Source organism: Nocardioides potassii (assembly GCF_021648885.1).
Taxonomy (GTDB): domain Bacteria; phylum Actinomycetota; class Actinomycetes; order Propionibacteriales; family Nocardioidaceae; genus Nocardioides; species Nocardioides potassii.
Genome location: NZ_JAKJHZ010000006.1, coordinates 265,506 through 290,320, shown reverse-complemented (window position 1 = coordinate 290,320; position 24,815 = coordinate 265,506). Strand labels below are relative to the sequence as shown.

At 71.5% G+C, this 24,815-nt stretch carries 23 protein-coding genes, 2 tRNA genes and 1 other RNA gene; 16 read left to right on the top strand and 10 right to left on the bottom strand.

The window, feature by feature from the left end; genetic code table 11:
* The first annotated feature begins 1 nt into the window (after nt 1).
* The 4 genes from L2K70_RS10730 (at nt 2) to L2K70_RS10715 (ending at nt 5,229) form a co-directional block, all read left to right on the top strand.
* Nucleotides 2–1,432: a type VII secretion protein EccB gene (locus L2K70_RS10730; RefSeq protein WP_236401828.1), complete on the top strand. Its 1,431-nt coding sequence runs from the start codon at nt 2–4 to the stop codon at nt 1,430–1,432.
* A 77-nt stretch (nt 1,433–1,509) separates the two neighbouring features.
* The gene (locus L2K70_RS10725) at nt 1,510–2,781 is read left to right on the top strand and encodes a S8 family serine peptidase (RefSeq protein ID WP_236401827.1); all 1,272 of its coding nucleotides are present in this window, start codon (nt 1,510–1,512) and stop codon (nt 2,779–2,781) included.
* A 34-nt stretch (nt 2,782–2,815) separates the two neighbouring features.
* On the top strand, nt 2,816–3,883 hold the full coding sequence (locus L2K70_RS10720) for a sugar phosphate nucleotidyltransferase (protein ID WP_236401826.1): 1,068 nt from the start codon (nt 2,816–2,818) through the stop codon (nt 3,881–3,883).
* Nucleotides 3,884–3,927: 44 nt separating this feature from the next.
* Nucleotides 3,928–5,229, top strand: a complete 1,302-nt coding sequence (locus L2K70_RS10715; protein WP_236401825.1) for a UDP-N-acetyl glucosamine 2-epimerase — start codon at nt 3,928–3,930, stop codon at nt 5,227–5,229.
* 59 nt (nt 5,230–5,288) lie between these two features.
* Here L2K70_RS10715 and L2K70_RS10710 read toward each other — a convergent pair.
* Nucleotides 5,289–5,374, bottom strand: a tRNA-Ser gene (locus L2K70_RS10710).
* Nucleotides 5,375–5,502: 128 nt separating this feature from the next.
* On the opposite strand from L2K70_RS10710, the gene ffs reads away from it, so the two are divergent.
* The 7 genes from ffs to L2K70_RS10675 all read left to right on the top strand — a co-directional run bounded on the left by ffs (nt 5,503) and on the right by L2K70_RS10675 (nt 11,873).
* Nucleotides 5,503–5,592, top strand: an RNA gene (gene ffs / locus L2K70_RS10705) — signal recognition particle sRNA small type.
* Between the two features lie 90 nt (nt 5,593–5,682).
* On the top strand, nt 5,683–7,848 hold the full coding sequence (locus L2K70_RS10700; RefSeq protein WP_308195787.1) for a DNA polymerase III subunit gamma and tau: 2,166 nt from the start codon (nt 5,683–5,685) through the stop codon (nt 7,846–7,848).
* A gap of 49 nt (nt 7,849–7,897) precedes the next feature.
* Nucleotides 7,898–8,290 (top strand): YbaB/EbfC family nucleoid-associated protein, encoded by a 393-nt coding sequence (locus tag L2K70_RS10695; protein ID WP_236401824.1) that lies wholly within the window; start codon nt 7,898–7,900, stop codon nt 8,288–8,290.
* A 10-nt stretch (nt 8,291–8,300) separates the two neighbouring features.
* Nucleotides 8,301–8,900 (top strand): recombination mediator RecR, encoded by a 600-nt coding sequence (gene recR / locus L2K70_RS10690; RefSeq protein WP_236401823.1) that lies wholly within the window; start codon nt 8,301–8,303, stop codon nt 8,898–8,900.
* On the top strand, nt 8,893–9,480 hold the full coding sequence (locus L2K70_RS10685; protein WP_236401822.1) for a DUF5063 domain-containing protein: 588 nt from the start codon (nt 8,893–8,895) through the stop codon (nt 9,478–9,480). Before recR ends, L2K70_RS10685 begins: the two co-directional genes overlap by 8 nt.
* A gap of 69 nt (nt 9,481–9,549) precedes the next feature.
* Nucleotides 9,550–10,830, top strand: a complete 1,281-nt coding sequence (locus L2K70_RS10680; protein WP_236401821.1) for an aspartate kinase — start codon at nt 9,550–9,552, stop codon at nt 10,828–10,830.
* Entirely contained in the window at nt 10,827–11,873 is a 1,047-nt protein-coding gene (locus L2K70_RS10675) for an aspartate-semialdehyde dehydrogenase (RefSeq protein WP_236401820.1), read from the top strand. Before L2K70_RS10680 ends, L2K70_RS10675 begins: the two co-directional genes overlap by 4 nt.
* 6 nt (nt 11,874–11,879) lie before the next feature.
* Here the strand turns inward: L2K70_RS10675 and L2K70_RS10670 are convergent, their stop codons facing one another.
* The 5 genes from L2K70_RS10670 to L2K70_RS10650 all read right to left on the bottom strand — a co-directional run bounded on the left by L2K70_RS10670 (nt 11,880) and on the right by L2K70_RS10650 (nt 15,521).
* A complete protein-coding gene (locus L2K70_RS10670; RefSeq protein WP_236401819.1) occupies nt 11,880–12,713 on the bottom strand; it encodes a hypothetical protein in 834 nt (277 codons plus the stop codon).
* A 239-nt stretch (nt 12,714–12,952) separates the two neighbouring features.
* Nucleotides 12,953–13,714: an alpha/beta hydrolase gene (locus L2K70_RS10665; RefSeq protein WP_236401818.1), complete on the bottom strand. Its 762-nt coding sequence runs from the start codon at nt 13,712–13,714 to the stop codon at nt 12,953–12,955.
* Between the two features lie 75 nt (nt 13,715–13,789).
* Nucleotides 13,790–13,863 (bottom strand) — tRNA-Pro (locus L2K70_RS10660).
* 81 nt (nt 13,864–13,944) lie between these two features.
* Entirely contained in the window at nt 13,945–14,571 is a 627-nt protein-coding gene (locus tag L2K70_RS10655; RefSeq protein WP_236401817.1) for a dihydrofolate reductase family protein, read from the bottom strand.
* Nucleotides 14,571–15,521, bottom strand: a complete 951-nt coding sequence (locus L2K70_RS10650; protein ID WP_236401816.1) for a metallophosphoesterase — start codon at nt 15,519–15,521, stop codon at nt 14,571–14,573. The genes L2K70_RS10655 and L2K70_RS10650 overlap by 1 nt, the downstream gene beginning before the upstream one ends.
* 26 nt (nt 15,522–15,547) lie before the next feature.
* On the opposite strand from L2K70_RS10650, the gene L2K70_RS10645 reads away from it, so the two are divergent.
* Nucleotides 15,548–16,006 (top strand): GatB/YqeY domain-containing protein, encoded by a 459-nt coding sequence (locus L2K70_RS10645; RefSeq protein ID WP_236401815.1) that lies wholly within the window; start codon nt 15,548–15,550, stop codon nt 16,004–16,006.
* An 88-nt stretch (nt 16,007–16,094) separates the two neighbouring features.
* Here L2K70_RS10645 and L2K70_RS10640 read toward each other — a convergent pair whose 3' ends face one another.
* Nucleotides 16,095–18,467, bottom strand: a complete 2,373-nt coding sequence (locus L2K70_RS10640; protein ID WP_236401814.1) for a penicillin-binding protein — start codon at nt 18,465–18,467, stop codon at nt 16,095–16,097.
* A gap of 206 nt (nt 18,468–18,673) precedes the next feature.
* Here L2K70_RS10640 and L2K70_RS10635 point away from each other — a divergent pair, with 206 nt between their 5' ends.
* Nucleotides 18,674–18,961: a WhiB family transcriptional regulator gene (locus tag L2K70_RS10635; protein ID WP_236401813.1), complete on the top strand. Its 288-nt coding sequence runs from the start codon at nt 18,674–18,676 to the stop codon at nt 18,959–18,961.
* Nucleotides 18,962–18,973: 12 nt separating this feature from the next.
* Here the strand turns inward: L2K70_RS10635 and bagB are convergent, their stop codons facing one another.
* Together bagB and bagA are read right to left on the bottom strand one after the other, a co-directional pair.
* Nucleotides 18,974–20,137, bottom strand: a complete 1,164-nt coding sequence (gene bagB, locus L2K70_RS10630; protein ID WP_236401812.1) for an ArsA family ATPase — start codon at nt 20,135–20,137, stop codon at nt 18,974–18,976.
* Nucleotides 20,134–21,159, bottom strand: a complete 1,026-nt coding sequence (bagA, locus tag L2K70_RS10625; protein WP_236401811.1) for an ATPase BagA — start codon at nt 21,157–21,159, stop codon at nt 20,134–20,136. Before bagA ends, bagB begins: the two co-directional genes overlap by 4 nt.
* Nucleotides 21,160–21,258: 99 nt before the next feature.
* On the opposite strand from bagA, the gene L2K70_RS10620 reads away from it, so the two are divergent.
* Together L2K70_RS10620 and L2K70_RS10615 are read left to right on the top strand one after the other, a co-directional pair.
* Complete coding sequence (locus L2K70_RS10620) at nt 21,259–22,095, top strand: CoA transferase subunit A (RefSeq protein ID WP_236401810.1); 837 nt, start codon at nt 21,259–21,261, stop codon at nt 22,093–22,095.
* A gap of 1 nt (nt 22,096) precedes the next feature.
* Entirely contained in the window at nt 22,097–22,765 is a 669-nt protein-coding gene (locus L2K70_RS10615; RefSeq protein ID WP_236401809.1) for a 3-oxoacid CoA-transferase subunit B, read from the top strand.
* Here L2K70_RS10615 and L2K70_RS10610 read toward each other — a convergent pair.
* Entirely contained in the window at nt 22,719–23,645 is a 927-nt protein-coding gene (locus L2K70_RS10610) for a DNA-binding protein (RefSeq protein ID WP_236401808.1), read from the bottom strand. The genes L2K70_RS10615 and L2K70_RS10610 overlap by 47 nt on opposite strands.
* A gap of 108 nt (nt 23,646–23,753) precedes the next feature.
* On the opposite strand from L2K70_RS10610, the gene L2K70_RS10605 reads away from it, so the two are divergent.
* A complete protein-coding gene (locus L2K70_RS10605; protein ID WP_236401807.1) occupies nt 23,754–24,815 on the top strand; it encodes an LLM class flavin-dependent oxidoreductase in 1,062 nt (353 codons plus the stop codon).

Here is a 24,815-nt window from a genome sequence, read left to right as displayed (position 1 = left end):
GGTGGCCACCAAGAAGGACCTCGTCGAGGCCCACGCGTTCAGCCGGCGACGGCTGGTCACGGCGTTCGTGTCCGGCGCCCCGGGCGGTCGCGAGGTCGAGCCGGTCCGCCCCGGCCGGGTGCTGATCGGCGGCGTCGCGCTGTCGGTGCTGCTGCTCGCGGGTGCCGCGATCGCCGGCTTCCTGCTGGGCCGCCCGCCCGCGCAGTGGCTCGAGCAGGGCAGCTTCGTCATCTCCAAGGACACCGGCGAGCAGTACGTCGTCATGCAGGGCGAGCCCGACCCGCTGCTCCAGCGGGTGCCCAACTACGTCTCCGCACAGCTGCTGCTCGGCAAGTCCGACCTGACCCCGTTCACCGTGCGGGACAAGTACATCCGCACCGTCGCGGTCGGCGAGGACCTCGGCATCGAGGGCGCGCCTGCCGGCCTGCCGACGGCCGACGAGCTCGTCGACGACGGCTGGACCGCGTGCACCGGAGACGGCATCGGGACCAAGGTCGCCGTGCAGGAGGACCCCAGCGTCGAGGACCTGACCGGATCCGCGTTCCTCGTCTCGAGCGACGGCGAGCAGTGGCTGATCGCGACCTCGCCGCCGGTCGGCGCCCAGGAGGGCCGGGCCTGGCGCTTCGCCATGCCGAAGGACGCGACGAGCGCCTCCACGGTCGGCAACCAGCTCCAGTTCGGCGCGACGCCGGTCGAGGTCGACGCGGACTGGCTCAACCTCTTCCCGACCGCGTCCGGCACGGAGCTGGAGGAGGAGTCCTTCGGGGTCACCCGTGCCGGACGGCGCGTCGGCTACGGCGACACCCGCACCGACCTCTCGCAGTTCAGGATCGGCGACCTGCTGCTGTCCGCCGAGTCGGGGCGCTACTACCTCCTCGGCGACGACGCACCCCAGCAGCTCTCGCCGTTCGCCGGCATGGTCTACGACGTCGTCGGCCGCCCGGCGACCGAGGTGCCCGACGACCTCAACGCGCGGTTCGGCAACGCGACCTTCCCGGAGGAGTGGCCCGCGACCCTCCCGACCCCGGTGGCGTCCGGAGCCCTGTGCGCCGAGCTCCACCCCGGCCCGGCGACCGCCGCCCGCGTCAGCCTCGCCACCAACCCGACGGGCGCCGCGGACCCCGGCGGTGAGGACCCGGTCAGCCCCGGTCGCCACGACGTCGACGTCGAGCCGAGCGCGGGTGCCTACGTGCTCTCCGGCTCCGACGACGCCGCCACGAGCGGCACCCCCTACGTCATCGACACCAAGGGCGAGAAGTACCAGCTCGGCCCGATGGTGCCGACCTACATCGGGTACGAGGACGTCACACCGCCGCTCGTCCCGAGCGCGTGGATGCGGTTCTTCGACACCGGCGTGCCGCTCACGACCAACAGCGCGCGCAGGGTGCCGGAGGACGCTGCCCCCGCCGACGACGAGGCCGACGCCGAGTGAGAATTTTCCCCACGACGTTCTCCTCCCCCGCTGCGCTCCTCCGGACAACGCCGCGGGGGCCCCGGAAAAACGCGTGCGTGCGTACGTCGTTCGCGGCCGCGCTGCTCGCCACCGCGGTCGTCCCGGTGTGGGCGGCTCCGGCAATGGCCGACCACGAGGCGCCCTGCATGGAGAGCGAGGTGCCGGGCTCGGAGCGGCTGGCCGACACGCACGAGAAGGACAACCTCGCCTTCGACCGCATGCACGTCGAGCAGGCCCAGGAGCTCGCCACCGGGAAGGGCGTGAAGGTCGCTGTCATCGACAGCGGCATCGTGGGCGGCCCTGGCGGTGTGGTGCCCTACGGCGGCCTGGCGATCCCGGGCGTGAACCCCGGCACCCGGCTGTCCGGGCACGGCACGATCGTCGCCAACCTCATCGCCGGCCCCCACGGTGTCGCCCGGGACGCGCAGGTCTTCGACGTCAAGGCGTTCGACGCCGAGCTCGCCGACACGACACAGGGCCAGGTGCCGCTGACGTCGGCGGGGATGGTGGCGGCCATCGATGCGGTGATCGAGGCGAACCGGACCCAGCGCTTCGACGTCGTCAACATCGCCCTCGCCGTGACCGCCAACGACCCGGCGCTCGAGGCGGCCGTGGAGCGCCTGGTCGCCCAGGACCTGGTCGTCGTCGCGGCGTCGGGCAACGTCGAGGAGGGCGACGCCTCGACCGAGGACGGGTTCAAGGGGACGCCCGGCAACGACGCCGACGTCTACCCCGCCGACTACCCCGGTGTGCTGGCGGTCAGCGCGACCACCCCCGACGGCAGCGACCCGAGCACCTACGTCAAGCCCAACATGGACACCGACGTCGCGGCTCCCACCCAGGGGGCGATCTCGGTCAACGCCACCGGCCAGGTGTGCGTGGTCGGGGAGGTCGCCACCTCGTGGGCCGCGGCGGAGGTCAGCGGTGTGCTGGCCCTGCTCCGCGAGCGGTTCCCGCGCGAGACCCCGCGCCAGCTGGTCGCCCGGCTGGAGGCCACGACCGAGAGCGGCGGCGTACCTCCGGCGTCCGTCACCGCGTCCTCCGCGTCCGAGGACGGCGACGAGCAGGACGGCACCGTCGTCGGTGACCCGTGGACCGGCGCGGGCGTCGTCCAGGCCAACGACGCGCTGACCCGCCAGCTGAAGCCCGGCCGGCAGGGGAAGGTCGTCGCCACCGAGCGTGAGGCACGGGCCGACGCGCAGGCACCTCCGGCGCCCCGGCAGGTGGACCTCTTCAGCACGCCACGGGCGATCCTGCTCTGGTCGGGTCTCGTCGCCGGCTCGCTGCTCGCGCTCGCGTTCATTGCACGTCCGCTGATACGGCGTTGAGGCGCGCTTGAGTCCCGCATGGTCAAATCACCCCATGACTGACACGTCGGACGAGCCGGTCGCCGTCATCCTCGCTGGGGGCCAGGGCTCGCGCCTGTGGCCGATCAGCCGCGACCGCCGCCCCAAGCAGTTCCAGCCGGTGGTGGGTGGGCGCCCGCTCCTGACCAGCACCATCGAGCGGCTGAGCGAGATCGTCGACCCGTCCCGCATCCACGTCTCGACCCGCGCCCGGTTCGCCGACGCGGCCCGCGCGACCCTCGGGCCGGTGCCGCCGGAGAACCTCATCCTCGAGGAGGACCCGGCCGGCCCCGCGACCGCGTTCGCCCTCAGCATCGCGACGCTGGCGGAGAAGTACGGCAACGCGCCGGCGCTCATCGCACCGTCCGACCACCTCATCACCGAGGACGACGCCTTCAACCAGGCGTCCAACGACATGCTGGACCAGCTCGGCCGCAGCCCCGACTCGATGGTCGTGCTCGGCGCCGAGCCGACCGGCTTCGACGGGACACTGGGCTACATCCACACCAACGGCGAGGGCGGAGCCGTCGAGGTGATCCGCAGCTTCTACGAGAAGCCGGACCCGGCGACGATCGACGAGCTCGGCGACGAGGGCCGGCTCTACTGGAACACCGCCTGCTACGGCGTCCGGGTGGAGAAGGCGTGCGAGGCCTACCGTGCCGCGATGCCGCTCGTCTTCGCCGCCATCGAGCGGTTCGCGGCGGACCGGCCTGACGTCAACGGCTACACCGGCCCGGCCATCGGTGGCCACGAGCTCTACCCCCTGATCGCCGCCGGGGTGGAGTGCCTCGTCGTCCCGCGGCACCTCGGCTGGAACGACATCGGCACGTGGAAGCGCCTCCAGAACGTGCTCGTCGAGCAGGACCTGCACTCCATCGGCCCGGCGCTCCAGCTCGAGAGCGAGGACGTCCTGGTCGCCAGCATGGACGGACGACCGGTCGTCGTGCTCGGCGCCACCGGGCTGGTCGTCGTCACCCACGACGACGCGGTCTACGTCATGGACAAGCAGCGCGCGATGAGCGCCGGTCCGCTGGAGCACCTCCGGGCGCTGGTCGCCGACAGCCCGCGCGGCGACCTCCTCTGACCCACGTCCCCCGCTCCGCATCTCCGCACGAACCGAAGGAACCCATGTCCCACGAGAACAGCCAGCACATCGTCGTCGTCGGTACCAAGCCCGACATCATCAAGCAGGCGCCGATCTACCACGAGCTGAAGAACCGGGGCCACGACGTGGTGCTGTGCCACACCGGCCAGCACTACGACCACAACCTGTCGCAGTCGATGCTCGACGAGTTCGGCGTGCGCGAGGACGTGAACCTCGAGGTCCGCGGCGGCGTCAACGACCTCGTCTCGGGCATCACCGCCAAGCTGGCGCTCTACCTGCGCGGCTTCGCCGAGCGCGGCGGGTTCCCCATCACCTACGTCCACGGCGACACCACCACCGCGATGGCCGGCGCGCTCGCGACCTTCGGCGAGCGCCAGGCGCTCGTCCACGTCGAGGCCGGCCTGCGCACGCTCTCGCCGAAGCCGGAGGTGCTGCAGGGCTGGCTCGAGCAGGGCGCCGACCTCGACTGGGCGGCGTTCCGCGAGCAGTCGATCGACCGCGCCAGCTGGTCCAAGGGAAGCCGCGAGCCGTCGCCCGAGCAGTTCAACACCCGCGTGGCCGACGCCGGCACCGACCTGCACGCCGCCCCGGTCGAGCTCAACCGCGAGTTCCTCGTCGACGAGGGCTTCGCGCCCGCCGCCATCGACGTCGTCGGCAACTCGGTGGTCGACGCGCTGGCGCAGGCGATCGCCGGCAGCGACAAGAACCAGGTGCTGCAGAAGTTCCCGCAGATGGGCGACGGCTCGTTTCTCCGCTTCTGCGTGCACCGTCGCGAGAACACCACGAACCGCGACCGCTTCAACCTCCTGATGGATGCGATGGAGGCGCTGCTCGAGCAGGGCCACCACGTCCTCTTCATCCGCCTCCTCGGCACCGAGGCCGCCATCGACAACTTCGGTCGCCGGCAGTGGCTCGAGGACCTCGAGGCGCGGTACGGCGACGCGCTGATCTCGACGCCCGTGTGGGACAGCTACCTCGACGTCGTCGCTGCGATGTCGATGTGCGCGGTGATCGTGACCGACTCCGGCAGCATCGTCGAGGAGGCCAACGTGCTGCAGGTGCCGTGCGTGACGCTGCGCTTCGGCTCCGACCGCTCGGAGACCTTCCTCGCCGGCAGCAACTTCCTCGCCCCGCCCATCGACAAGGCGCTGATGACGAGCGTCATCCACAACGTCTTCGAGCACCGCAAGGAGCTCACCTGGGACCGCGTCTACCCCGAGGGCGCCTCGCGGATGCTGGTCGACGCCGTCGAGAAGCGGCTCGACGAGGGGAGCCTGCTGATCTCCGAGGAGTGGCGCTACGGGCTCCGGGCCCAGCTGCGCTGAGCGCCGTACCGCACGACAAAGGCCCCGCGCCCATCAGGGCGGCGGGGCCTTTGCACCGGCGGAGGTAGGGGGATTCGAACCCCCGAGGGCTGTTAACCCAACCCGCTTTCCAAGCGAGCGCCATAGGCCACTAGGCGATACCTCCGCCGAGGAGAGTACCGGTCGGCTCTCGGCCCGGTGAAATCGCCTCCCGCGGGCCTCCCCGACCTCGACCCGGCGCCGGCCGGACCCTGGGTTTGGGCGCCGGATCGGCGCTCGCCTAGACTCCCCGGCAACCCCCCACGCGGCGTCACCTCGCCCAATCCCCCAGGGCCGGAAGGCAGCAAGGGCAAGTGAGCTCTGACGGGTGCGTGGGGGGCCTCTTCATGTCCCGGACGTGTCTCGTCCGCCTCCCGTCCGCCCGCACGCCCCGCGCCCTGTCCGCTGTGGGTGGGCCCGGTTAGGGTTCACGACGTGGAGTCACCGCTCGCGCTCTATCGCCGCTACCGGCCCGAGACCTTCCAGGAGGTCATCGGGCAGGACCACGTGACCGAGCCGCTGCGCGCCGCCCTCGCGGCCAACCGGGTCAACCACGCCTACCTCTTCTCCGGTCCGCGCGGCTGCGGCAAGACGACCTCGGCGCGCATCCTCGCCCGCGCCCTCAACTGCGCGCAGGCGCCGATCTCCGACCCGTGCGGCGAGTGCGACAGCTGCCGCGACCTGGCCCGCGGCGGGCCGGGGTCGATCGACGTCATCGAGATCGACGCGGCGTCCCACGGCGGCGTCGACGACGCCCGCGACCTGCGCGAGAAGGCGTTCTTCGCCCCGGTCCGCGACCGCTACAAGGTCTACATCATCGACGAGGCCCACATGGTCACCACGCAGGGCTTCAACGCCCTGCTCAAGCTGGTCGAGGAGCCGCCGCCCCACCTGCGGTTCATCTTCGCCACGACCGAGCCCGACAAGGTGCTGCCGACCATCCGCTCGCGCACCCACCACTACCCCTTCCGGCTGATCCCGCCGCGCCTGCTCAGCGACTACCTCTCCCAGCTCGCGGGCGAGGAGGGCGTGGCGATCGAGCCGGCCGCGCTGCCCCTCGTCGTACGAGCCGGGGCGGGGTCGGCCCGCGACACGCTGTCCGTGCTCGACCAGCTCCTCGGCGGCGCCGGCGAGGCCGGGGTGACCCACAAGCTGGCGACCGACCTGCTGGGCTTCACGCCGGATTCCCTGCTCGACGAGGTCGTCGAGGCCTTCGCCTCCCGCGACGGCGGCGCCGTGTTCTCGGTCGTCGACAAGGTCGTCGAGACCGGCCAGGACCCGCGGCGCTTCACCGAGGACCTGCTCCGTCGCCTGCGTGACCTCGTCATCGTCACCGCGGTGCCCGACGCCCCGGCCACCGGGCTGATCGACGTCCCGCAGGACGCGGGGGAGCGGCTCGTCGCGCAGGCGGCCCGGTTCGGCGCGATCGAGCTGAGCCGTGCCGCCGACATCGTCGCCGCCGGGCTGACCGAGATGCGCGGTGCCACCGCGCCCCGCCTGCTCCTCGAGCTGCTCTGCGCGCGCGTGCTGCTGCCCGGCGCCGACCACACCTCCGACGGCGTGATGGCCCGGCTCGAGCGGCTCGAGCGCCGCCTCGACGTGACCGGCGCCCCGGCCCCCGCCTCGCCGGTAGCGGCCGTCCGCGCCGCGGCCGCGCCCCCCGCAGCCGCTCCTGCGCCTGCTCGCGCGGAGTCGCCGGCACCAGCGTCGACCCCCCCGGTCGTGGAGGCTCCCGCGGCGCAGGCTCCGGCGCCCGTGCGCGACGAGCCGGCTCCGCCGCCACCGGTGCCCTCGCCCACCTCCGCGCAGGACGGCCCGCCGCCGCCCCCGCCGATGCCCACGTCGCTGCCCGAGCCCCCGGTGGTCGCCGCCCCTGCGCCCGCTGCTGCCGCTGCGCCCGCCTCCGACGAGCCCGTCGCCGAGCAGCCGGGCGGTCCGCAGGGCGGCCTCAGCCTCGTCGACGTACGACGGCTGTGGCCCGACATCCTCGAGCAGACCAAGAACCGTCGCCGTCTCGCGTGGATGGTCCTCTCCCAGCACGCCCACGTCGTCGACGTCGACGCGACCCGCCTGACCGTGGGCTTCGCCAACGCCGGCGCGCGTGACTCGTTCGTCAACGGCGGCTGCGACGAGATCCTGCGCCAGGCCTCGATCGACGTGGTCGGCATGGACTGGAAGGTCGAGTCGATCGTCGACCCCAGCGGCGCGGCTGCGCAGGCGCCGGTCGTGCACCAGGCCGCGACGAGTGCCCCCGCCACCCCGGCCGCGACCCAGGACGCCACTCCTGGTGCGCCCGCACCGGACGCACCGCCCGCCTGGGTGACCGGAGGTCCGGCGCCGGCCGTCGAGGCGCCCAACGGCGAGCCCGTCCAGCCGCCCGCACCTCCGGCGGCGCCCTCGGTGTCCGCCGACGCCGCGCGCGAGGCGCTCGAGGTGGCCCGCGCCGGCGGACCGGTCGAGCCGGCCGAGCCGGTGCGCTCGGCCGACGACGACGTCGACCGCGACGACGACCGCGACGCGGAGTCGGCGGCGCTCGACACCGAGTCCCTCCTCACCCAGACGCTCGGCGCCCGCCTGATCGAGGAGATCAGGAACGACTGACCGGCTCGACCCCCAGACCGACCACCTTCCTGGACCTCTTGGAGACCCGATGACCCAGAACCCCTTCGACGCCCTCGGCGGCGGCTTCGACATGAACGCCCTGCTCCAGCAGGCGCAGCAGATGCAGCAGCAGCTCGAGGAGGCGCAGGCCGCCCTCGCCCAGCAGACCGTCGACGGCACGGTCGCGGGCGGCGCGGTCACCGTGACCGCCAACGGCGTGGGCGAGCTGGTCGGCGTGACGATCCGCGCGGGCGAGTTCGACGGCACCGACCCCGACGACCTGTCCGACCTCTCCGACCTGATCGTCGCGGCCTACCGCGACGCGCGCGCCAAGTCCGAGGCGCTCGCCGGCGACTCGCTCGGCGGGCTCACCGAGGGCCTCGGCGGGTCCGGCGGGGGTGCCGGCGGCGGGCTCGGCTTCCCGCCGCCCTCCCTCGGCTGAGGCGACCGCGTTGTACGAAGGCGTCGTCCAGGACCTCATCGACGAGCTCGGCCGGTTGCCGGGAGTCGGGCCGAAGAGCGCTCAGCGCATCGCGTTCCACCTGCTGCAGGCCGAGCCCACCGACGTACGCCGGCTCGCCGACGTGCTGATCGAGGTCAAGGCGAGGGTGAAGTTCTGCTCGATCTGCTTCAACGTCAGCGAGGACGAGCAGTGCCGGATCTGCCGCGACGAGCGGCGCGACCCGAGCGTGCTCTGCGTCGTGGAGGAGTACAAGGACGTCGTCGCGATCGAGCGCACCCGTGAGTTCCGCGGGCGCTACCACGTGCTCGGCGGGGCGATCTCGCCGATCGACGGGATCGGACCCGACCAGCTCCACGTCAAGGAGCTGATGCCCCGCCTGGCCGACGGTGCCGTCACCGAGGTCATCCTGGCCACCGACCCCAACCTCGAGGGGGAGGCCACCGCCACCTACCTCACCCGCCTGCTGCTCCCGATGGGTCTCCGGGTGACCCGGTTGGCGAGCGGGTTGCCGGTGGGCGGAGACTTGGAGTACGCCGACGAGGTGACCCTCGGTCGTGCGTTCGCCGGAAGGAGATCAGCCAGTGACTGACGCCCAGATCGAGAAGATCAAGTTCGAGGAGCAGATCGCCGACTCGGTGACGAGCTTCCTCCTCGCGCTGCGCGAGATCGCGCGCGAGGGCAACGGCGCCCAGGCGGTGTCCCTCCTGTTGCTGGAGATCAGCCAGGTGCTCCTCGCCGGCGCCCGGCTCGGCGCGCAGACCGACTTCACGCCGCGCGAGGAGTTCCAGCCCGATGTCGGCCCCGAGGCCGACATCGACGACCTGCGCCTGCGGCTGGCCGACATGCTCGAGGGCGTCGACGCCTACACGTTCGTCTTCGACCCCTACGTCCCCGAGGTCGTCGAGAGCCGGCTCTCCGACGACCTCGCCTCGATCGCGATCGACCTGGAGAACGGCCTGCGCCACTTCCGGGCCGGCAACGTCGACGAGGCGCTGTGGTGGTGGCAGTTCTCCTACGTCAACAACTGGGGCAACCTCGCCGGGGCGGCGCTCAACGCGCTGATCACCGTGGTCGCCCACGACCGGTTCGACACCGACTTCGACGCCGACGCCGACCAGGTCGAGGTCGCCGATGAGATGCTGGAGAGCGCCCCCGCCGCCCAGCCGTAGAATCGGTCGGGTCCGCCGCCGACGGCGTCGGTGGACGCCGTTCTCGTCACATCTTCCGAGGGACTGATCGTGGGCATTGTCGTGCAGAAGTACGGCGGCTCCTCGCTCGCCGACGCCGACGCCATCAAGCGCGTCGCGCGGCGCATCGTGGACGTCAAGAAGTCCGGGCACGACGTGGTGGTCGCCGTGTCGGCCATGGGCGACACGACCGACGACCTGCTCGACCTGGCCAACGGCGTCTCGCCGCTCCCGCCGGCCCGCGAGATGGACATGCTGCTGACCGCCGGTGAGCGCATCTCGATGTCGCTCGTCGCGATGGCGATCAGCGACCTCGGGTTCACCGCGCGCTCGTTCACCGGCTCGCAGGCTGGGGTGATCACCGACTCGGTGCACGGCAAGGCCAAGATCATCGACGTCACGCCCGGCCGCATCACGCAGGCCATCGGCGAGGGCCACATCGTCATCGTCGCCGGGTTCCAGGGCGTCTCCCAGGACACCAAGGAGATCACCACCCTGGGTCGCGGCGGCACCGACACGACCGCGGTCGCGCTGGCTGCCGCGCTCGAGGCCGACGTGTGCGAGATCTACACCGATGTCGACGGCGTCTTCACCGCCGACCCGCGGATCGTGCCGACCGCCCGCAAGCTCGACCAGGTCTCCTACGAGGAGATGCTCGAGCTCGCCGCCTGCGGCGCCAAGATCCTGCACCTGCGCTGCGTGGAGTACGGCCGCCGCTACGGCATCCCGATCCACGTCCGCTCGTCGTTCAGCCAGCTCCACGGCACCTGGGTCGTCAACGACCCGGCCGCCGCCTCCGAGGGAGAGACCATGGAACAGCCCATCATCGCCGGTGTCGCGCACGACCGCAGCGAGGCCAAGATCACCGTCGTCGGCGTGCCCGACAAGGTGGGCGAGGCCGCCCGCATCTTCGAGGCCCTGGCCGACGCCCAGATCAACCTCGACATGATCGTGCAGAACGTCTCGGCCGCCGCGACGAGCCTGACCGACATCTCGTTCACGCTGCCGCGCACCGACGGCCAGACGGCGATGACCGCGCTCGCGCGCATCCAGGCCGAGGTCGGCTACGACAAGCTGCTCTACGACGACAAGATCGGCAAGGTCTCGCTGATCGGTGCCGGCATGCGCTCGCACCCCGGCATCACCTCGAAGTTCTTCGGCGCCCTCGCCTCGGCCGGCGTCAACATCGGGATGATCTCGACGTCGGAGATCCGCATCTCGGTGGTCGTCGACGAGAACGCGGTCGACGACGCCGTACGCGCCACGCACACGGCGTTCGACCTGGACGCCGACGAGGTCGAGGCCGTGGTCTACGGAGGCACGGGCCGATGAGCACGGTCAACATCGGAATCGTCGGCGCCACCGGGCAGGTCGGCGTGGCGATGCGCCAGATCCTGCTCGAGCGCGCCTTCCCCGCGGACCAGGTCCGCTTCTTCGCCTCGGCGCGCTCGGCCGGCAAGGTGCTGCCCTTCGGCGACCGCGAGATCACCGTCGAGGACGCGGAGACCGCCGATCCGGCCGGGCTCGACATCGCGCTGTTCTCCGCGGGCGCCACGACCTCGCGCGCGCTCGTGCCCCGTTTCGTCGAGGCCGGTGTGATCGTCGTCGACAACTCCTCGGCGTTCCGCAAGGACCCCGACATCCCGCTCGTCGTCTCCGAGGTCAACCCCGAGGCGATGGCCGGTGTGGTGGAGGCCGGGCGCGGCATCATCGCCAACCCCAACTGCACGACGATGGCCGCGATGCCGGTCCTCAAGCCGCTGCACGACGAGGCCGGCCTGGCCCGCCTCGTCATCTCGTCCTACCAAGCGGTGTCCGGCTCGGGCGTCGCGGGCGTCGACGAGCTCTACGACGGGGTGGCCGCGGCGGGCGACAAAGCGCGCGAGCTGGCCTACGACGGCTCCGCGATCGCCTTCCCCGACCCGGTCAAGTACGTCGAGCCGATCGCCTACAACGTGCTCCCGATGGCCGGCTCGATCGTCGACGACGGCCTCAACGAGACCGACGAGGAGCAGAAGCTCCGCAACGAGTCCCGCAAGATCCTGGGCATCCCGGCGCTGCCGGTGTCGGGCATCTGCGTGCGGGTCCCGGTCTTCACCGGCCACTCGCTGGCGATCAACGCCGAGTTCGAGCAGCCGATGTCGCCCGAGCGGGCGCGCGAGCTCCTGTCGTCGGCGCCCGGCGTCGAGCTCGACGAGGTGCCCACCCCGCTCAAGGCCGCCGGTCGCGACCCGTCCTACGTCGGCCGGCTGCGCGCCGACGAGGGCGTGCCCGACGGCCGCGGCCTCGCGCTCTTCGTCAGCAGCGACAACCTCCGCAAGGGCGCCGCGCTCAACACCGTGCAGATCGCGGAGCTGATCGCCGCCGCGCGCTGATCCGCCTCACCTGACGTCGTGGGGCTCCGCGAGGTCCGGCTCGGTCTCGTCGCTGACCACCGCGTGGGTGACCCACCACGACACGCAGTAGCCGATGACGGCGGTGACGGGTACGGCGATGCGTGCCCACGCCTCGTCCAGCGAGCCGAGCAGGAAGACCATCACCAGGACGGCCATGATGCCGACGGCCAGGAGGCTCGTGGAGCCTGACTCGGGCTCCCCGAAGCGCGCCAGCAACCACGCGCCGGCCACCGCCAGCAACGCCAGCACGGCGAGCAGGATCAGCAGGCCGGGGCCGCCGCCGCAGGACGACGTACCGCGGACCGCCTCGCAGCTGCTCGTCGCGAGCCAGGCGAGGAGCACCGCCAGGACGCCGACCACCACACCCGTGGCTGCCGCCGCCGGGAGGCCGGACAACGGCAGCTGCCGCGGCTCGCGTGCCGGCTCGTCCTCGGTCTCGTACGCCACGTCGTCCTGGTCGGCGGGCACCACGGGCACGACGGCGGTCGGTGTCTCGTACGCCGGCACGGGCGTGGGCTCGGGCTGCGCAGACGGTTCGGTGGCCGGCTCGCGGTCGGCGGCAGTCACGGTGTCGGGCTCAGGTGCCGCAACTGGCTCGGGCTCTGCGACAGCGACCGGCTCGGGCTCGGGGTCGGTCGCGGGCTCCGGCTCCGGTTGGCGCTCGGGTTCGGCGACCGGCTCGGGCCGCGGCTCGACCTCGGGCTCGGGCGCGGCGTCCTCAGGCGGTGGTGACTTCTTCTTCCGTCGGAACGAGAAGGAGGGCATCTCCAACGAGGGAGTCTCCTCCGTGCCGTCGTCGGGCTTGCCCGTGTCTGCCATGGGGGCAGTGTGCCAAATACGGGCCGCCGAGGCCGCAGCTGCCGCGTCAGCCGTCGGACTGGCCGACATGCGCGAGGCCCGCGCCCACCGACGCCGCCCGTTCGGACACGTGTCCGGGACGTGGCCCTGGGACCCGTCGATCGGAGGCCACCAGTCGGACACGTGTCCGGCACGTGGCCCTCGGACCGGCCCATCGGGGGCCATCCGTCGGACACGTGTCGACCGAGTGGCCGGACACCTCAGGTCGCGGCCATCCAGGTCAGGACGTCCTGGATCTGGGCGTCCCAGAGTCCCCACTCGTGCACGCCGGGACGGAAGTCGGTCGTCACGTCCAGCCCGCGGGCCCGAGCGGCCTCGACGAAGCGCTCGTTGGGTCCCACGAACAGGTCCTCCTCGGTGCCGCACCCGATGTAGAGCCGGGGTGCCGTCGCCGGGTCGACGGAGTCGAGGAGGGTGAAGAGGTCGTCCGACGGCGCCATCGATCCGCCGAACACACGCTCCACGATCTCGGCCCGGTCGAGGCGCCCATCCAGCTCGCGGACGTCGGCGACGCCGGAGAGCGAGGCGACGCCCGCGTAGCGCTCGGGGTGGGTGACCCCGTGCTTGAGCGCGCCGTAGCCGCCCATCGAGAGCCCGGCCACGAACGTGTCCGCCGGGTCGTGCGAGACCCTCAGGAACCGTCGTACGACGTCGGGCAGCTCCTCGGACACGTAGTCCCAGTAGCGGTGTCCCCGCTTCTCGTTGGCGTAGAACGAGCGGTCCACGGCCGGCATGACGACGGCGAAGCCGAGGGCGGTCGCGTAGCGCTCGATCGAGGTGTAGCGCAGCCACGCGGTGTGGTCGTCCGACAGTCCGTGGAGGAGGTAGAGCAGGCGGGGCGGGTCGGCGAAGCCCGTCCCGTCCACCCCGATCTGCTCCTGCGTCGGCTGCGGCAGGACGACGGTCATCGAGGTCCCGCGCTCGAGGGCGTCGGAGAAGAAGTCGCACGTCAGCAGGGCCATCGCCCCACCCTAGGGAGCGCCAACCGGATGAGAAATGACGAACGGACCCACGTCTCACGTGGGTCCGTCCCGATGTCGGGCTGACAGGATTTGAACCTGCGGCCTCCTCGTCCCGAACGAGGCGCGCTACCAAGCTGCGCCACAGCCCGCCGCCCGTACGGTCGGAACCGTCCGGGCAACGTGGGCGAGCATACCGGCTGGGTCAGGGCCGTCCGAAATCGCCCCGGGGCTCAGCCCTGCATGCGGCTGAGCGACAGGTGGACGACCCCGCTCGGCGCGGAGACCGCCTCGATGTGGAAGGTGTCCTCCAACCCCTCGAGACCCTCCCAGAGCAGCGTCCCGCGACCGAGGACGACGGGCACGACGGCGAGGTGGAGGTGGTCGACGAGGCCGGCCCGCACGAAGTCGCGCACCGTGCTGGCGCCCCCGCCGATGCGGACGTCGAGGTCACCCGCCGCCTCCCGGGCGACCGCCAGCGCCTGCTCGACCGACGTGTCGAGGAAGTGGAAGGTCGTGCCACCCTCCATCTCCATGGACTCGCGCGGTCGGTGCGTGAGGACGTACGTCGGCGTGTGGAACGGCGGGTCCTCGCCCCACCAGCCGCGCCAGTCGGGGTCGTCCTGCCACCCGGGCGGACCGAACTTGTTGGCGCCCATGATCTCCGCGCCGAAACCGACGTCGTACTGCTTGCCGAAGAGAGCGTCGACGCCACTCGGGGCGCCGTCCTGCCAGGTCGCGAACCGCCAGGCGTGGAGCTTCATGCCGGCATGGCCGAACGGCGCCTCGAGCGACTGCGGCTCCCCGGCGCCGTAGCCGTCGAGGGAGATGGCGAAGTTGGTCACGCGGACGAGCGGCATCAGGCCTCCTGGGCGGTTCCGACGGGGACGAAGGTCATCAGCGTCGCCTCGGGACGGCAGGCCACGCGGATCCGGACGTAGGGGTTGGTGCCGAGGCCGGCAGAGACGTGGAGCCACGCCGACCTCTCGTCGCCGGGTGCGGAGTCGGCGGGGTGGCGGTGCAGGCCGCGCGCGCGGGCGGGCTCGATGTCGCAGTTGGTGGTCAACGCCCGGCCACCCCCGTTGAGCAGGGGCAGGCACACCTGGCCCCCGTGCGTGTGGCCGGCGATGATCGCCTCGTAGCCGTCGGCGGCGAACTGGTCGAGCACGCGGAGGTACGGCGCGTGCGTGACGCCGATCCGGACGTCGGTCGCCGGGTCGGCCGGGCCGGCGACGCGCCCCAGGTCGTCGTACTGCAGGTGCGGGTCGTCGACGCCGGCGAACGCGATCGACGTGCCGCCCACGTCGAGGCGGCCGAAGCCGTTGGTGAGGTCGAGCCAGCCGGCGCTGTTGAAGCGGTCCTTGAGGTCCGGCCACGGCAGCTGGCGTCCGGACGTGTGCCGCTTGCCGGTGTCGGGCAGCAGGTAGAGCAGCGGGTTCCGCATGCCCGGCACCCAGTAGTCGTTGGAGCCGAGGACGTAGACCCCCGGCACGTCGAGCAGGCCGCCGAGGGCGTCCGCGAGGACCGGTACGGATCGGGAGTGCGCGAGGTTGTCACCGGTGTTGACGACCAGGTCCGGCTCGAGGGCGGCGAGCCCGCGCAGCCAGTCCTGCTTGGCGCGCTGGTCGGGCGCCATGTGGATGTCGCTGAGGTGCAGCACCTTCAGCGGCGCGTGCCCCGCGGGCAGCAGCGGCACGGTCACGCGGCGCAGCGTGTACTGGCGTGCCTCCCAGGCGGCGTACGCCGTCAGCCCCGCGCCGGCGAGGGCACCGAGCCCGATCGTGCGCCGAACGACAGGGAGGAAAGCCATTCGCCAAGGCTGCCACAATGGTCGGCATGAGTGACCTCAAGGACCGTCTCCGCGCCGACCTCACCACCGCCATGAAGGCGCGTGACGAGCTGCGCTCCTCGACCCTGCGGATGGTGCTGACCGCCATCACCAACGCCGAGGTCGCCGGGAAGGTCGCCCGCGAGCTCACCGATGAGGACGTCCTCGGCGTGCTGTCCACCGAGGCCAAGCGCCGCCGCGAGGCGGCCACGGCCTTCAAGGAGGGCGGGCGTGAGGAGATGGCGGCCAAGGAGGCCGCCGAGGGCGAGGTCATCGCCGAGTACCTCCCCACCCCGCTCACCGACGCCGAGATCAGCGAGCTGGTGTCGGCGGCGATCGCCACGACTGGCGCGGCCGACGAGGGCATGCGCGCGATGGGCAAGGTGATGGGCGTGGTGACGCCTCAGGTCAAGGGTCGCGCCGACGGTGGCGCGGTCGCCGCCGAGGTACGGCGACAGCTCGGCTGATCGGTTTCGAGGCTCGCGGAGTTCATCCTGAGGAGCCGAGGGACGAGGCGTCTCGAAGGGCTCGCACCTCGACCACCGGTTGGGGAGGTCAGCCGCGGCCCTTGCCGCCGCCCTTGCCCTTCCCCTTGCCCTTCCCCTTGCCGCCGTCGTTGGACGGCGGGGGCGGGACGTAGCCGGTCGAGGTGTAGAGCGTGACCGTGTCACCGCTGCTCAGCTGGATCCCGGCAGCGGGCGAGGTGCTCGCGACGAGCCCCTGCTCGAGGTCGGAGTTGACCTGGCCACCGTCGGCGACGGTGAAGCCGGCCGCCTCGAGGGTGGACGTCGCGGCCTCGACGGACTGGCCGGTCACGTCCGGCACGCTGGTCAGCACGCCGGCGATCTCGTCGCCCGCGGGCGCCTGGAAGTCCTCGTAGGGGAGCTTGGCCGAGATGGCCGACATCGCGTCGCCCCAGATCGGGCCGGCCACGGTCGAGCCGAACGCCTCGTAGATCGGGCTGCCGCCGACGTACTGGCCGTTGAGGCTGACCCACTCACCGAGCTGGTTGGCGCCGGCGACCATCGCCACGGTGGCGATCTTGGGGGTGTAGCCGGCGAACCACACCGACATGTTGTTCTGGTTCGTGCCCGTCTTGCCGGCCGACGGCTTGTCGATCGCGATGTTCTGGCCGAACCCTCCGGGCTCCATGACACCGCGCAGGATGTCGTTGACCGCGTCGGCCGTCGCGCCCGGCATGACCTGCTCGCACTGGCTGGAGAAGTCCTTGAGCGCCTGGCCCTGTGAGTCGAGCACCTCGGTCACGGGGCGCGGGTCGCAGTGGAGACCGCGGGCCGCGAAGGTGGCGTAGGCCTGGGCGAGCTCGAGCGGGTTGCTGTCGGAGACGCCGAGGATCCATGACGGCACCTTCTGGGCGAGCGGCACCTTGACGCCCATGTCCTTCGCGAGCTGGAGCGGCTCGCACATGCCGGTCTGCTCCTCGAGCTGGGCGAAGAAGGTGTTCACCGAGTTCTGGGTGCCGGAGTAGAGGTCGAAGGTGCCCGACCCGGTCGAGTTGCTGACCGTCCAGCCCTTGCCGTCGCCGGCGTAGGGGCCGTCGCAGTTCTCGAAGTCCTCGTCCGGGATGTTCATCTGCTCGGGCGAGCTGATCGTGGTGCTGAGCGGGATGCCCTGGTTGATGGCGGAGGCGAGGACGAACACCTTGAACGTCGACCCCGCCTGGAACCCGTTGGCGTCGCCGTACTTCTTGGGCACCACGTAGTTGAGGTAGGTCTGGCCCGCCGCCTTGTCCTTGCCCATCGGGCGCGACTGCGCGAGTGCGCGTACGTCGCCGGTGCCGGGCTCGACCATGGCGAGGCCGCCGATCGCCTGGTCGGTCGGGAAGACGTGCGCGGAGACGGCCTGGTCGGCGGCCTTCTGCATGTCGAGGTCGATCGTCGTCCTGATCGTGAGGCCGCCGTTGTTGAGCGTACGGCGACGCTCCTTCATCGTGTCGCCCAGGACCGGGTCCTTCAGCAGCCAGCTGACGACGTAGTCGCAGAAGAACGGCGCCTGCGACTGCTGGCAGCCGTTGGGCGAGCTGGTGACCTTCAGCGTGTCCCCGATCGGGGTGTTCTTGAGGCGGTCGGCCTTCTTCTCGGTGAGGATGCCCAGCTGCGCCATCCGGTCGAGGACGACGTTGCGTCGCGACTCGGCGCGCTCGGGGTTGTCCACCGGGTCGTAGCCGACGGGGTTCTTCACCAGGCCGGCGAGCGTGGCCGACTCGAGCAGGTTGAGCTTGCTGGCGTTCTTGGAGAAGAAGTGCTTGGCGGCGGCCTGGACGCCGAAGGCGCCGTCGCCGAAGTAGGCGATGTTGAGGTAGCGCTCGAGGATCCAGTCCTTGCTGTGGTTCTTCTCGAAGGCGATGGCGTAGCGCAGCTCGCGGATCTTGCGGGCGTACGTCTCCTCGGTCGCGGCCTTGCGCTCCTCGTCGGTCTCGGCCTGGTAGAGCAGGGTCTGCTTCACCATCTGCTGGGTGATGGACGAGCCGCCCTGCACCGAGCCGCCGTTGGCCTGGTTGGTGATGAACGCGCGCAGCGTGCCCTTGAGGTCGAGCGCGCCGTGGTCGTAGAAGCGGTAGTCCTCGATGGCGACGATCGCCTTCACCATGGGCCGCGAGATCGACGTGAGCGGGACGTTGATCCGGTTCTGGTCGTAGAGCGAGGCGATGAGGTTGCCGTTGACGTCGTAGATGCGCGTCTTCTGCGACAGGTCCTTGGCCTCGAGCGACTCCGGCAGGTTGACCATGCCCTTGCTGACGTCCTTCGCGGCGACGCCGACCAGGCCCGCGAACGGGATGGCGAGGCAGGCGATGAGGACGCCCATGACCACGGCGACCGCGGCCATGACGGCGAGGTGCGAGGCGATGCGCCCGGCGTTCGGGCGCCCCTGGGGGCTCCGGGCGGGCGACGGCGTACGCGAGGACATGGGCACCAGAGTACGGGGGAGGCGCTTAGCACACTCAATCCACTCGCGGGGCCCGAACGACCACCCCACTAGTCACATCGGACTATGCGAATTGAGCCACTCGGCCCCTGTCTGCACCTCGGGCAACTCGTTTACTTTTCTACTCGAGATCGGGATGGCCGCTATGGGGGCGGCTGACCGGGCTCCATTGATCGTGGGGAATGACTATGTGGGTTGAGGACTGGGCATCGCGCGCCGCTTGCAAGGCGGACACGCCCGACGCACTCTTCGTGCGCGGCGCGGAGCAGAACAAGGCCAAGCAGGTCTGCGCGGGTTGCCCCGTGCGGACCGAGTGCCTCGCCGAGGCGCTGGACAACCAGATCGAGTGGGGTGTCTGGGGCGGCATGACCGAGCGTGAGCGGCGTGCGCTGCTCCGTCGCAAGCCCGGCTCGTCGTGGCGCTCGATCCTCGAGACCGCGCGCACCAAGGTCGAGACGCCGTCCGTCTCCGTCTGACCTGACGGTCGCTCAGCCCTGGTCGGCCAGTCGTACGCCGACCTCGCGCAGGCCGTCGAGGTCGTGGACGTCGCTCGCCATGGCGGGCACGACGGCGGTCGGGACGTGCGGGTGCGAGGCGGCGAACCGGTCGCGCAGGCGCTGCTCGCGCTCGATGATGCGGACCCGGTCCGCGTGGAGCTGCAGCAGTCCGGCGGTCAGCGACGAGGAGTCCATCGCGCGCAACCGGTCGGCGGCGGCGATCGCCTCCTCGGCCGACAGGTCCGTGCGCGCCGACGGGCTCGCCCGGTTGACGACCAGGCCGGCCAGCGGCATGTCGTCGTCGGTGAGCCGGTCGACGAAGTACGCCGCCTCGCGCAGCGCGTCTGGCTCGGGAGCCGCGACCACGACGAACGCCGTCCCGTCGGCCTGCAGCAGGGCGAAGGTCTTCTCCGCGCGCTGGCGGAAGCCGCCGAAGAGGGTGTCGAGCGCGGTGACGAACGTCTGGACGTCGCGGAGCATCTGCCCGCCGAGCACCTTCGTCAGCGCTCCGGTGATCAGCGAGAAGCCCGCGGTCATCAGTCGCGCGGGACCGCGCGCCGGCGCGAGCAGCAGCTTGATCAGCCGCCCGTCGAGGAACCCGGCGAGCCGCTCCGGGGCGTCGAGGAAGTCGAGGGCCGAGCGCGAGGGCGGCGTGTCCACGACGATCAGGTCGTAGGTGCCGTCGCGCGCGGCGTCGCGGTGGAGCTGGCCGAGCTTCTCCATCGCCATGTACTCCTGGGTGCCGGCGAACGAGCTCGACAGCGCGATGTAGAACGGGTTCTCCAGGATCTGCTTGGCCTTCTCGGGGCTGGCTCCGCTCTCCACCACCTCGTCGAAGGTGCGCTTCATGTCGAGCATCATCGCGTCGAGCGAGCCCTGGTCCCCTGACAGGCGCTGCGCGCCTTCCTCGACCATCGGCCGGATGCCCGTCACCGGGCGCGGGGTGTTGTCGAGCGCCTCGATGCCCATCGCCTGAGCCAGCCGGCGGGCCGGGTCGATCGTCAGGACGACGACCTTGCGCCCGCGCTCGGCGGCGCGCAGGGCGAGGGCTGCGGACGTGGTGGTCTTGCCGACCCCGCCGGACCCGCAGCACACGATGATCCCGGTGCCCGGGTCGTCGAGGAGGGCGTCGATGTCGAGGACAGGTGGTCTCATCCGAACCCCTGGTGGCGGAGGAGCTGGGCGAGCTCGAGAAGGGCGCCGCGGTCGATCCCGCCGGAGAGGCGGGGGAGCTCGTAGGTGGGCACGCCCTCGGCCGCGACGAGCGCGCGCTGCTCGTCCTCGAGCTGACGTCGTACGGCGTGGTCGCGCCCCTCGTCGACCAGCGAGGCCACCAGCGCAGCGTCGACGTCGACCTTCGCACGCTTGAGGTCCGAGGTGATCGACGCCGGGGCGACCTCGTCGTCGCGGACCATCGCCAGCGCCGAGGTGCTGAGGGCCTGGGGCCGGACCAGGTTGACCACGATGCCGCCGACGGGAAGGCCGGCGGCACGGAGCTCGGCGATCCCGTCCGATGTCTCCTGCACCGGCATCTCCTCGAGGATGGTGACGAGGTGGACGGCGGTGCGCGGGGAGCGCAGCAGGCTCATGATGCTGTCGGCCTGGTTGCGCACCGGGCCGACCTTGGCGAGCCCGGCGAGCTCGGAGTTGACCCCGAGGAACTGGCCGATCCGGCCCGTCGGCGGGGCGTCGAGCACCACGGCGTCGTACACGACCTGGTTGCCCTTGCGCCCGCCGCGCGGTCGGTTCACCGCCTCGTAGACCTTGCCGGTCAGCAGCACGTCACGCACGCCCGGCGCGACCGTGGTCGCGAAGTCGATGACGCCGAACCGGTCGAGCGCCTTCCCGGCGCGACCGAGCTTGTAGTACATCGCGAGGTACTCCAGCAGCGCCGACTCCGGGTCGATGTGGAGCGCGTTGACCTGCCCGGAGCGGCCCTGCTCGTCCGGCGCGCCCTTGGCGATGCGCCTCTCCTCGTAGGGGAGCGGGTCGACGTCGAACATCTTCGCGATGCCCTGGCGCCCCTCGACCTCGCACAGCAGCACGTTCTTGCCGGTCGTGGCCAGGGCCAGCGCCAGTGCTGCGGCGACCGTCGACTTGCCCGTCCCGCCCTTGCCGGTGACCACGTGCAGGGCCACCTGGGGCCAGTCGGGGGAGCGGTCCGGGGGGGCGGTCACGACTCCAGCGTAGGGCGGTCGCGGAAGCCATCCGGAGGCCCGAACTGTGGCCCCCGCCCACACAGTGGCGACGCTCACACGGCCGCTAGGGTGCCGGGCATGGACAAAGTGGTCTCCTCAGCGGCCGATGCGGTCGCGGACATCCCGGACGGTGCGACGCTGGCGGTGGGGGGTTTCGGTCTGTGCGGCATCCCGTCGGTGCTGATCGACGCGCTGCTCGAGGCCGGCACGAGCGATCTGGAGGCGGTGTCGAACAACTGCGGCGTGGACGAGTGGGGGCTCGGGAAGCTGCTGTTCGCGAAGCGGATCCGGCGGATGATCTCGTCCTACGTGGGGGAGAACAAGGAGTTCGCGCGGCAGTACCTCTCGGGCGAGCTGGAGGTCGAGCTGACCCCGCAGGGCACCCTCGCGGAGCGGATGCGCGCGGGCGGGTCGGGGATCCCGGGCTTCTACACCGCGACCGGCGTCGGCACGCAGGTCGCCGAGGGTGGTCTGCCGTGGAAGTACGACGACTCCGGCAACGTCGTCGTGGCCTCGCCGCCGAAGGAGACGAAGGTCTTCGCCACGGCAGAGGGCGAGAAGGAGTACGTGCTGGAGGAGGCGATCGTCGCCGACTTCGGTCTCGTCCGGGCCTGGAAGGGCGACCGGCACGGCAACCTGGTCTACCGCCAGTCCTCGCGCAACTTCAACCCGCTGGCCGCGATGTGTGGCCGGGTGACGATCGCGGAGGTCGAGGAGCTCGTCGAGCCTGGTGAGCTCGACCCCAACGACGTCCACACCCCGGGTGTCTACGTCCAGCGCGTCGTGGCGCTGACCCCGGAGCAGGCCGCCGACAAGCGGATCGAGAAGACGACCACGCGACCGCGACCGGGCGGGCCGAGCTCCACCGAGGGTGCCCTGGTCGACGACGCGGCGACGCACGGACTGGGAGGCTGACATGAGCTGGACGCGTGAGGAGATGGCGGCGCGTGCCGCCTCCGAGCTGACCGACGGGTCCTACGTCAATCTCGGGATCGGGCTGCCGACGCTGGTGCCGAACTACGTCGCCGACGACGTGGAGCTGGTGCTCCAGTCGGAGAACGGGATCCTCGGTGTGGGGGCGTACCCGTTCGAGGGCGAGGAGGACCCGGACCTGATCAACGCCGGCAAGGAGACGGTGACCCTGCGCAAGGGCGCGTCGTTCTTCGACTCCGCCCAGTCGTTCGGGATGATCCGCGGCGGCAAGATCGACGCCGCGATCCTCGGCGCCATGCAGGTCTCGGCCGCGGGTGACATCGCGAACTGGATGATCCCGGGGAAGATGGTCAAGGGCATGGGCGGTGCGATGGACCTCGTCCACGGCGCCAAGCGGGTGATCGTGCTGATGGAGCACGTCGCGAAGGACGGGTCGCTGAAGATCCTCGAGGAGTGCGACCTGCCCTACACCGGCAAGCGGGTGGTGCAGCGGATCATCACCGACCTCGCGGTCATCGACGTGATCGACCCCGCGACCGGCGAGGTGGCCCCCTCCGGCACGGCCGGCGAGCGCGTGCTCAGGCTGGTCGAGCTCGCACCGGGAGTCACCGAGGACGAGGTCCGGGAGAAGACCCAGCCGACCCTGGTCTGACCTCGTCCCGCCTCGCGAACCACTCCTCGAGCCCGGCGAGCGTCTCGGGGTCGAGGGCGGCCTCCGGGTCGCTGCGGATCTCCTGCGCGAGGTGCTCGCGGGCGGCGTCGTACAGGGGCGGGGTGATGGCGTAGGGCAGGTTGCGGACGTACCAGGGACGGAAGACCTTCGCGCCCAGGGCCTGGAGGAGCTGGGCGACGATCCCGGGTCGGCCGCGGCGCACCCAGAAGCCGACGACCCGGCCGACGACCCCGGCGGCTGCCAGTGCCAGCAGCATCACGAAGACCGTCGAGACGATCTCGTCGCCGGCGAAGTTGTCGGTGAGCGTGAAGAAGTTGCCGTAGTAGACCGGGATGAGCACGTCCACCTGCTGCTTGAACGGCTCCACCTGGTCGGCCACCTCGGCGAGCCGCCGCAGGGAGTCGAGGTCGGGGCGCGCGTCGTAGGCGCTGCCGATGTGGCCGATCGCCTCGCGGACGTTGTCGAGCGTGCCGCTGATCCCGTCGAGCTGGAGGACGTCGCGGGCCGCGCCCACCTCGTCGTACGTCGTCTCGATCGAGCCGAGCGTGCGCAGGCTCTCGTCGGCGGTCCGCTGGAGCTCGTCCTGCGGGAGGGTGTGCTCGTTGAGGTAGGTGACCGCCGCCTGGATCTCCTCGCGGTGGTCCATGACGTAGCGCGCCTCGTGGTACTTGTCCGCGAGGTTGGGCACCGCGCGGACGGCGTCGCCGAGCTTGCCGCCGGTCGTCTCGGAGTCGCTCAGCGCGACGCTCAGCGCGGCCGCGGCGCCGTACGCCCGGATGAACAGCTCGAGCGCCGAGCCGAGCACCAGTCGCCCGGGCTCGATCCGGCGGCGGATCGTGTGCAGGTCGAGGTCGGGCATTGCAGGATCTTGCCTCACCTCGACTCGCCGAGGTGGACGCGGTTCGCGGAAGGGCAGCGGTTGTGCTTACTGTAGTAACCCAGTAGACAAATAGTTGAAAGGCTCGGCATGGAGCTCCTCTGGTACATCCCCAACCAGGTGACGCCCGGTCACCGCTCGGACACGACGGTCGAGGGGCACAACAGCCTGGACCGACTGACGGCGCTGGCGCGGCTCACCGAGGACCACGGGTGGGGCGGCGCGCTGATCGGCACCGGCTGGAAGCGTCCGGACACGTTCACCGTGTCGACGGCGCTCGCCGCGCGCACCACGACCTTCAACCCGCTCATCGCGATCCGGCCCGGCTACTGGACCCCGGCCCACTTCGCCTCGTCGGCCGCCACGCTGGACCAGCTGAGCGGTGGTCGGGTGAAGATCAACATCGTGAGCGGCCCGGATCACCAGCCGCAGTACGGCGACGACGAGGGTGACCAGGCCAACCGCTATGCCCGCACCCGTGAGTTCATGCGGCTCGTGCGCCGGTACTGGACCGAGGACGACGTCACCTTCGAGGGCGAGCACTACAGGGCCGAGGCGGCCACCCTCGAGCACAAGCCGGTCGCCCGCGAGGGCCGCCCGCACCCCCAGCTCTACTTCGGCGGCGCGTCCGAGGCGGCGCAGCGCACGGCGGCCGCGGAGGCCGACGTCCAGCTGTTCTGGGGCGAGCCGCTCGACGGCGTGGCCGCACGCATCGAGCACCTGGAGAAGCTGAGCGTCGAGCTCGAGCGCGACCTGCCGCCGCTGCAGTACGGCCTGCGGATCACGACGCTGGTCCGCGACACCACCGAGGAGGCGTGGGCCGACGCCGAGGCCAAGGTCGCCGCGATGGCCGAGGGGCAGCACGAGTGGGCCGCTGACCCCGGCCGCCGGGTCGCCGTCGGCCAGCAGCGCCTGCTCGACCTCGCCGAAGAGGGCGACGTCCTCGACGACTGCCTCTACACCGCTCCCGGGCGCGTCGGTGGCGGCGGTGCCGGCACCACGTGGCTGGTCGGTTCGCCCGACGACGTCGCGAAGGCGCTGCTCCGCTACGCCGACCTCGGCATCACCCACTTCGTGCTCAGCGACACACCGTACGAGCGGGAGATCGTCCGCATCGGCGACTCGTTGCTGCCGCTGCTGCGCTCGGCCTGA

Bases quoted from the DNA above. Each gene is read 5' to 3' on its own strand.
- L2K70_RS10720 (WP_236401826.1), top strand. From the start codon at position 2,816: ATGACTGACACGTCGGACGAGCCGGTCGCCGTCATCCTCGCTGGGGGC.
- L2K70_RS10715 (WP_236401825.1), top strand. From the start codon at position 3,928: ATGTCCCACGAGAACAGCCAGCACATCGTCGTCGTCGGTACCAAGCCC.
- L2K70_RS10695 (WP_236401824.1), top strand. From the start codon at position 7,898: ATGACCCAGAACCCCTTCGACGCCCTCGGCGGCGGCTTCGACATGAAC.
- L2K70_RS10675 (WP_236401820.1), top strand. From the start codon at position 10,827: ATGAGCACGGTCAACATCGGAATCGTCGGCGCCACCGGGCAGGTCGGC.
- L2K70_RS10670 (WP_236401819.1), bottom strand. From the start codon at position 12,713: ATGGCAGACACGGGCAAGCCCGACGACGGCACGGAGGAGACTCCCTCG.
- L2K70_RS10665 (WP_236401818.1), bottom strand. From the start codon at position 13,714: ATGGCCCTGCTGACGTGCGACTTCTTCTCCGACGCCCTCGAGCGCGGG.
- L2K70_RS10655 (WP_236401817.1), bottom strand. From the start codon at position 14,571: ATGCCGCTCGTCCGCGTGACCAACTTCGCCATCTCCCTCGACGGCTAC.
- L2K70_RS10650 (WP_236401816.1), bottom strand. From the start codon at position 15,521: ATGGCTTTCCTCCCTGTCGTTCGGCGCACGATCGGGCTCGGTGCCCTC.
- L2K70_RS10645 (WP_236401815.1), top strand. From the start codon at position 15,548: ATGAGTGACCTCAAGGACCGTCTCCGCGCCGACCTCACCACCGCCATG.
- L2K70_RS10640 (WP_236401814.1), bottom strand. From the start codon at position 18,467: ATGTCCTCGCGTACGCCGTCGCCCGCCCGGAGCCCCCAGGGGCGCCCG.
- L2K70_RS10635 (WP_236401813.1), top strand. From the start codon at position 18,674: ATGTGGGTTGAGGACTGGGCATCGCGCGCCGCTTGCAAGGCGGACACG.
- bagB (WP_236401812.1), bottom strand. From the start codon at position 20,137: ATGAGACCACCTGTCCTCGACATCGACGCCCTCCTCGACGACCCGGGC.
- L2K70_RS10620 (WP_236401810.1), top strand. From the start codon at position 21,259: ATGGACAAAGTGGTCTCCTCAGCGGCCGATGCGGTCGCGGACATCCCG.
- L2K70_RS10615 (WP_236401809.1), top strand. From the start codon at position 22,097: ATGAGCTGGACGCGTGAGGAGATGGCGGCGCGTGCCGCCTCCGAGCTG.
- L2K70_RS10610 (WP_236401808.1), bottom strand. From the start codon at position 23,645: ATGCCCGACCTCGACCTGCACACGATCCGCCGCCGGATCGAGCCCGGG.
- L2K70_RS10605 (WP_236401807.1), top strand. From the start codon at position 23,754: ATGGAGCTCCTCTGGTACATCCCCAACCAGGTGACGCCCGGTCACCGC.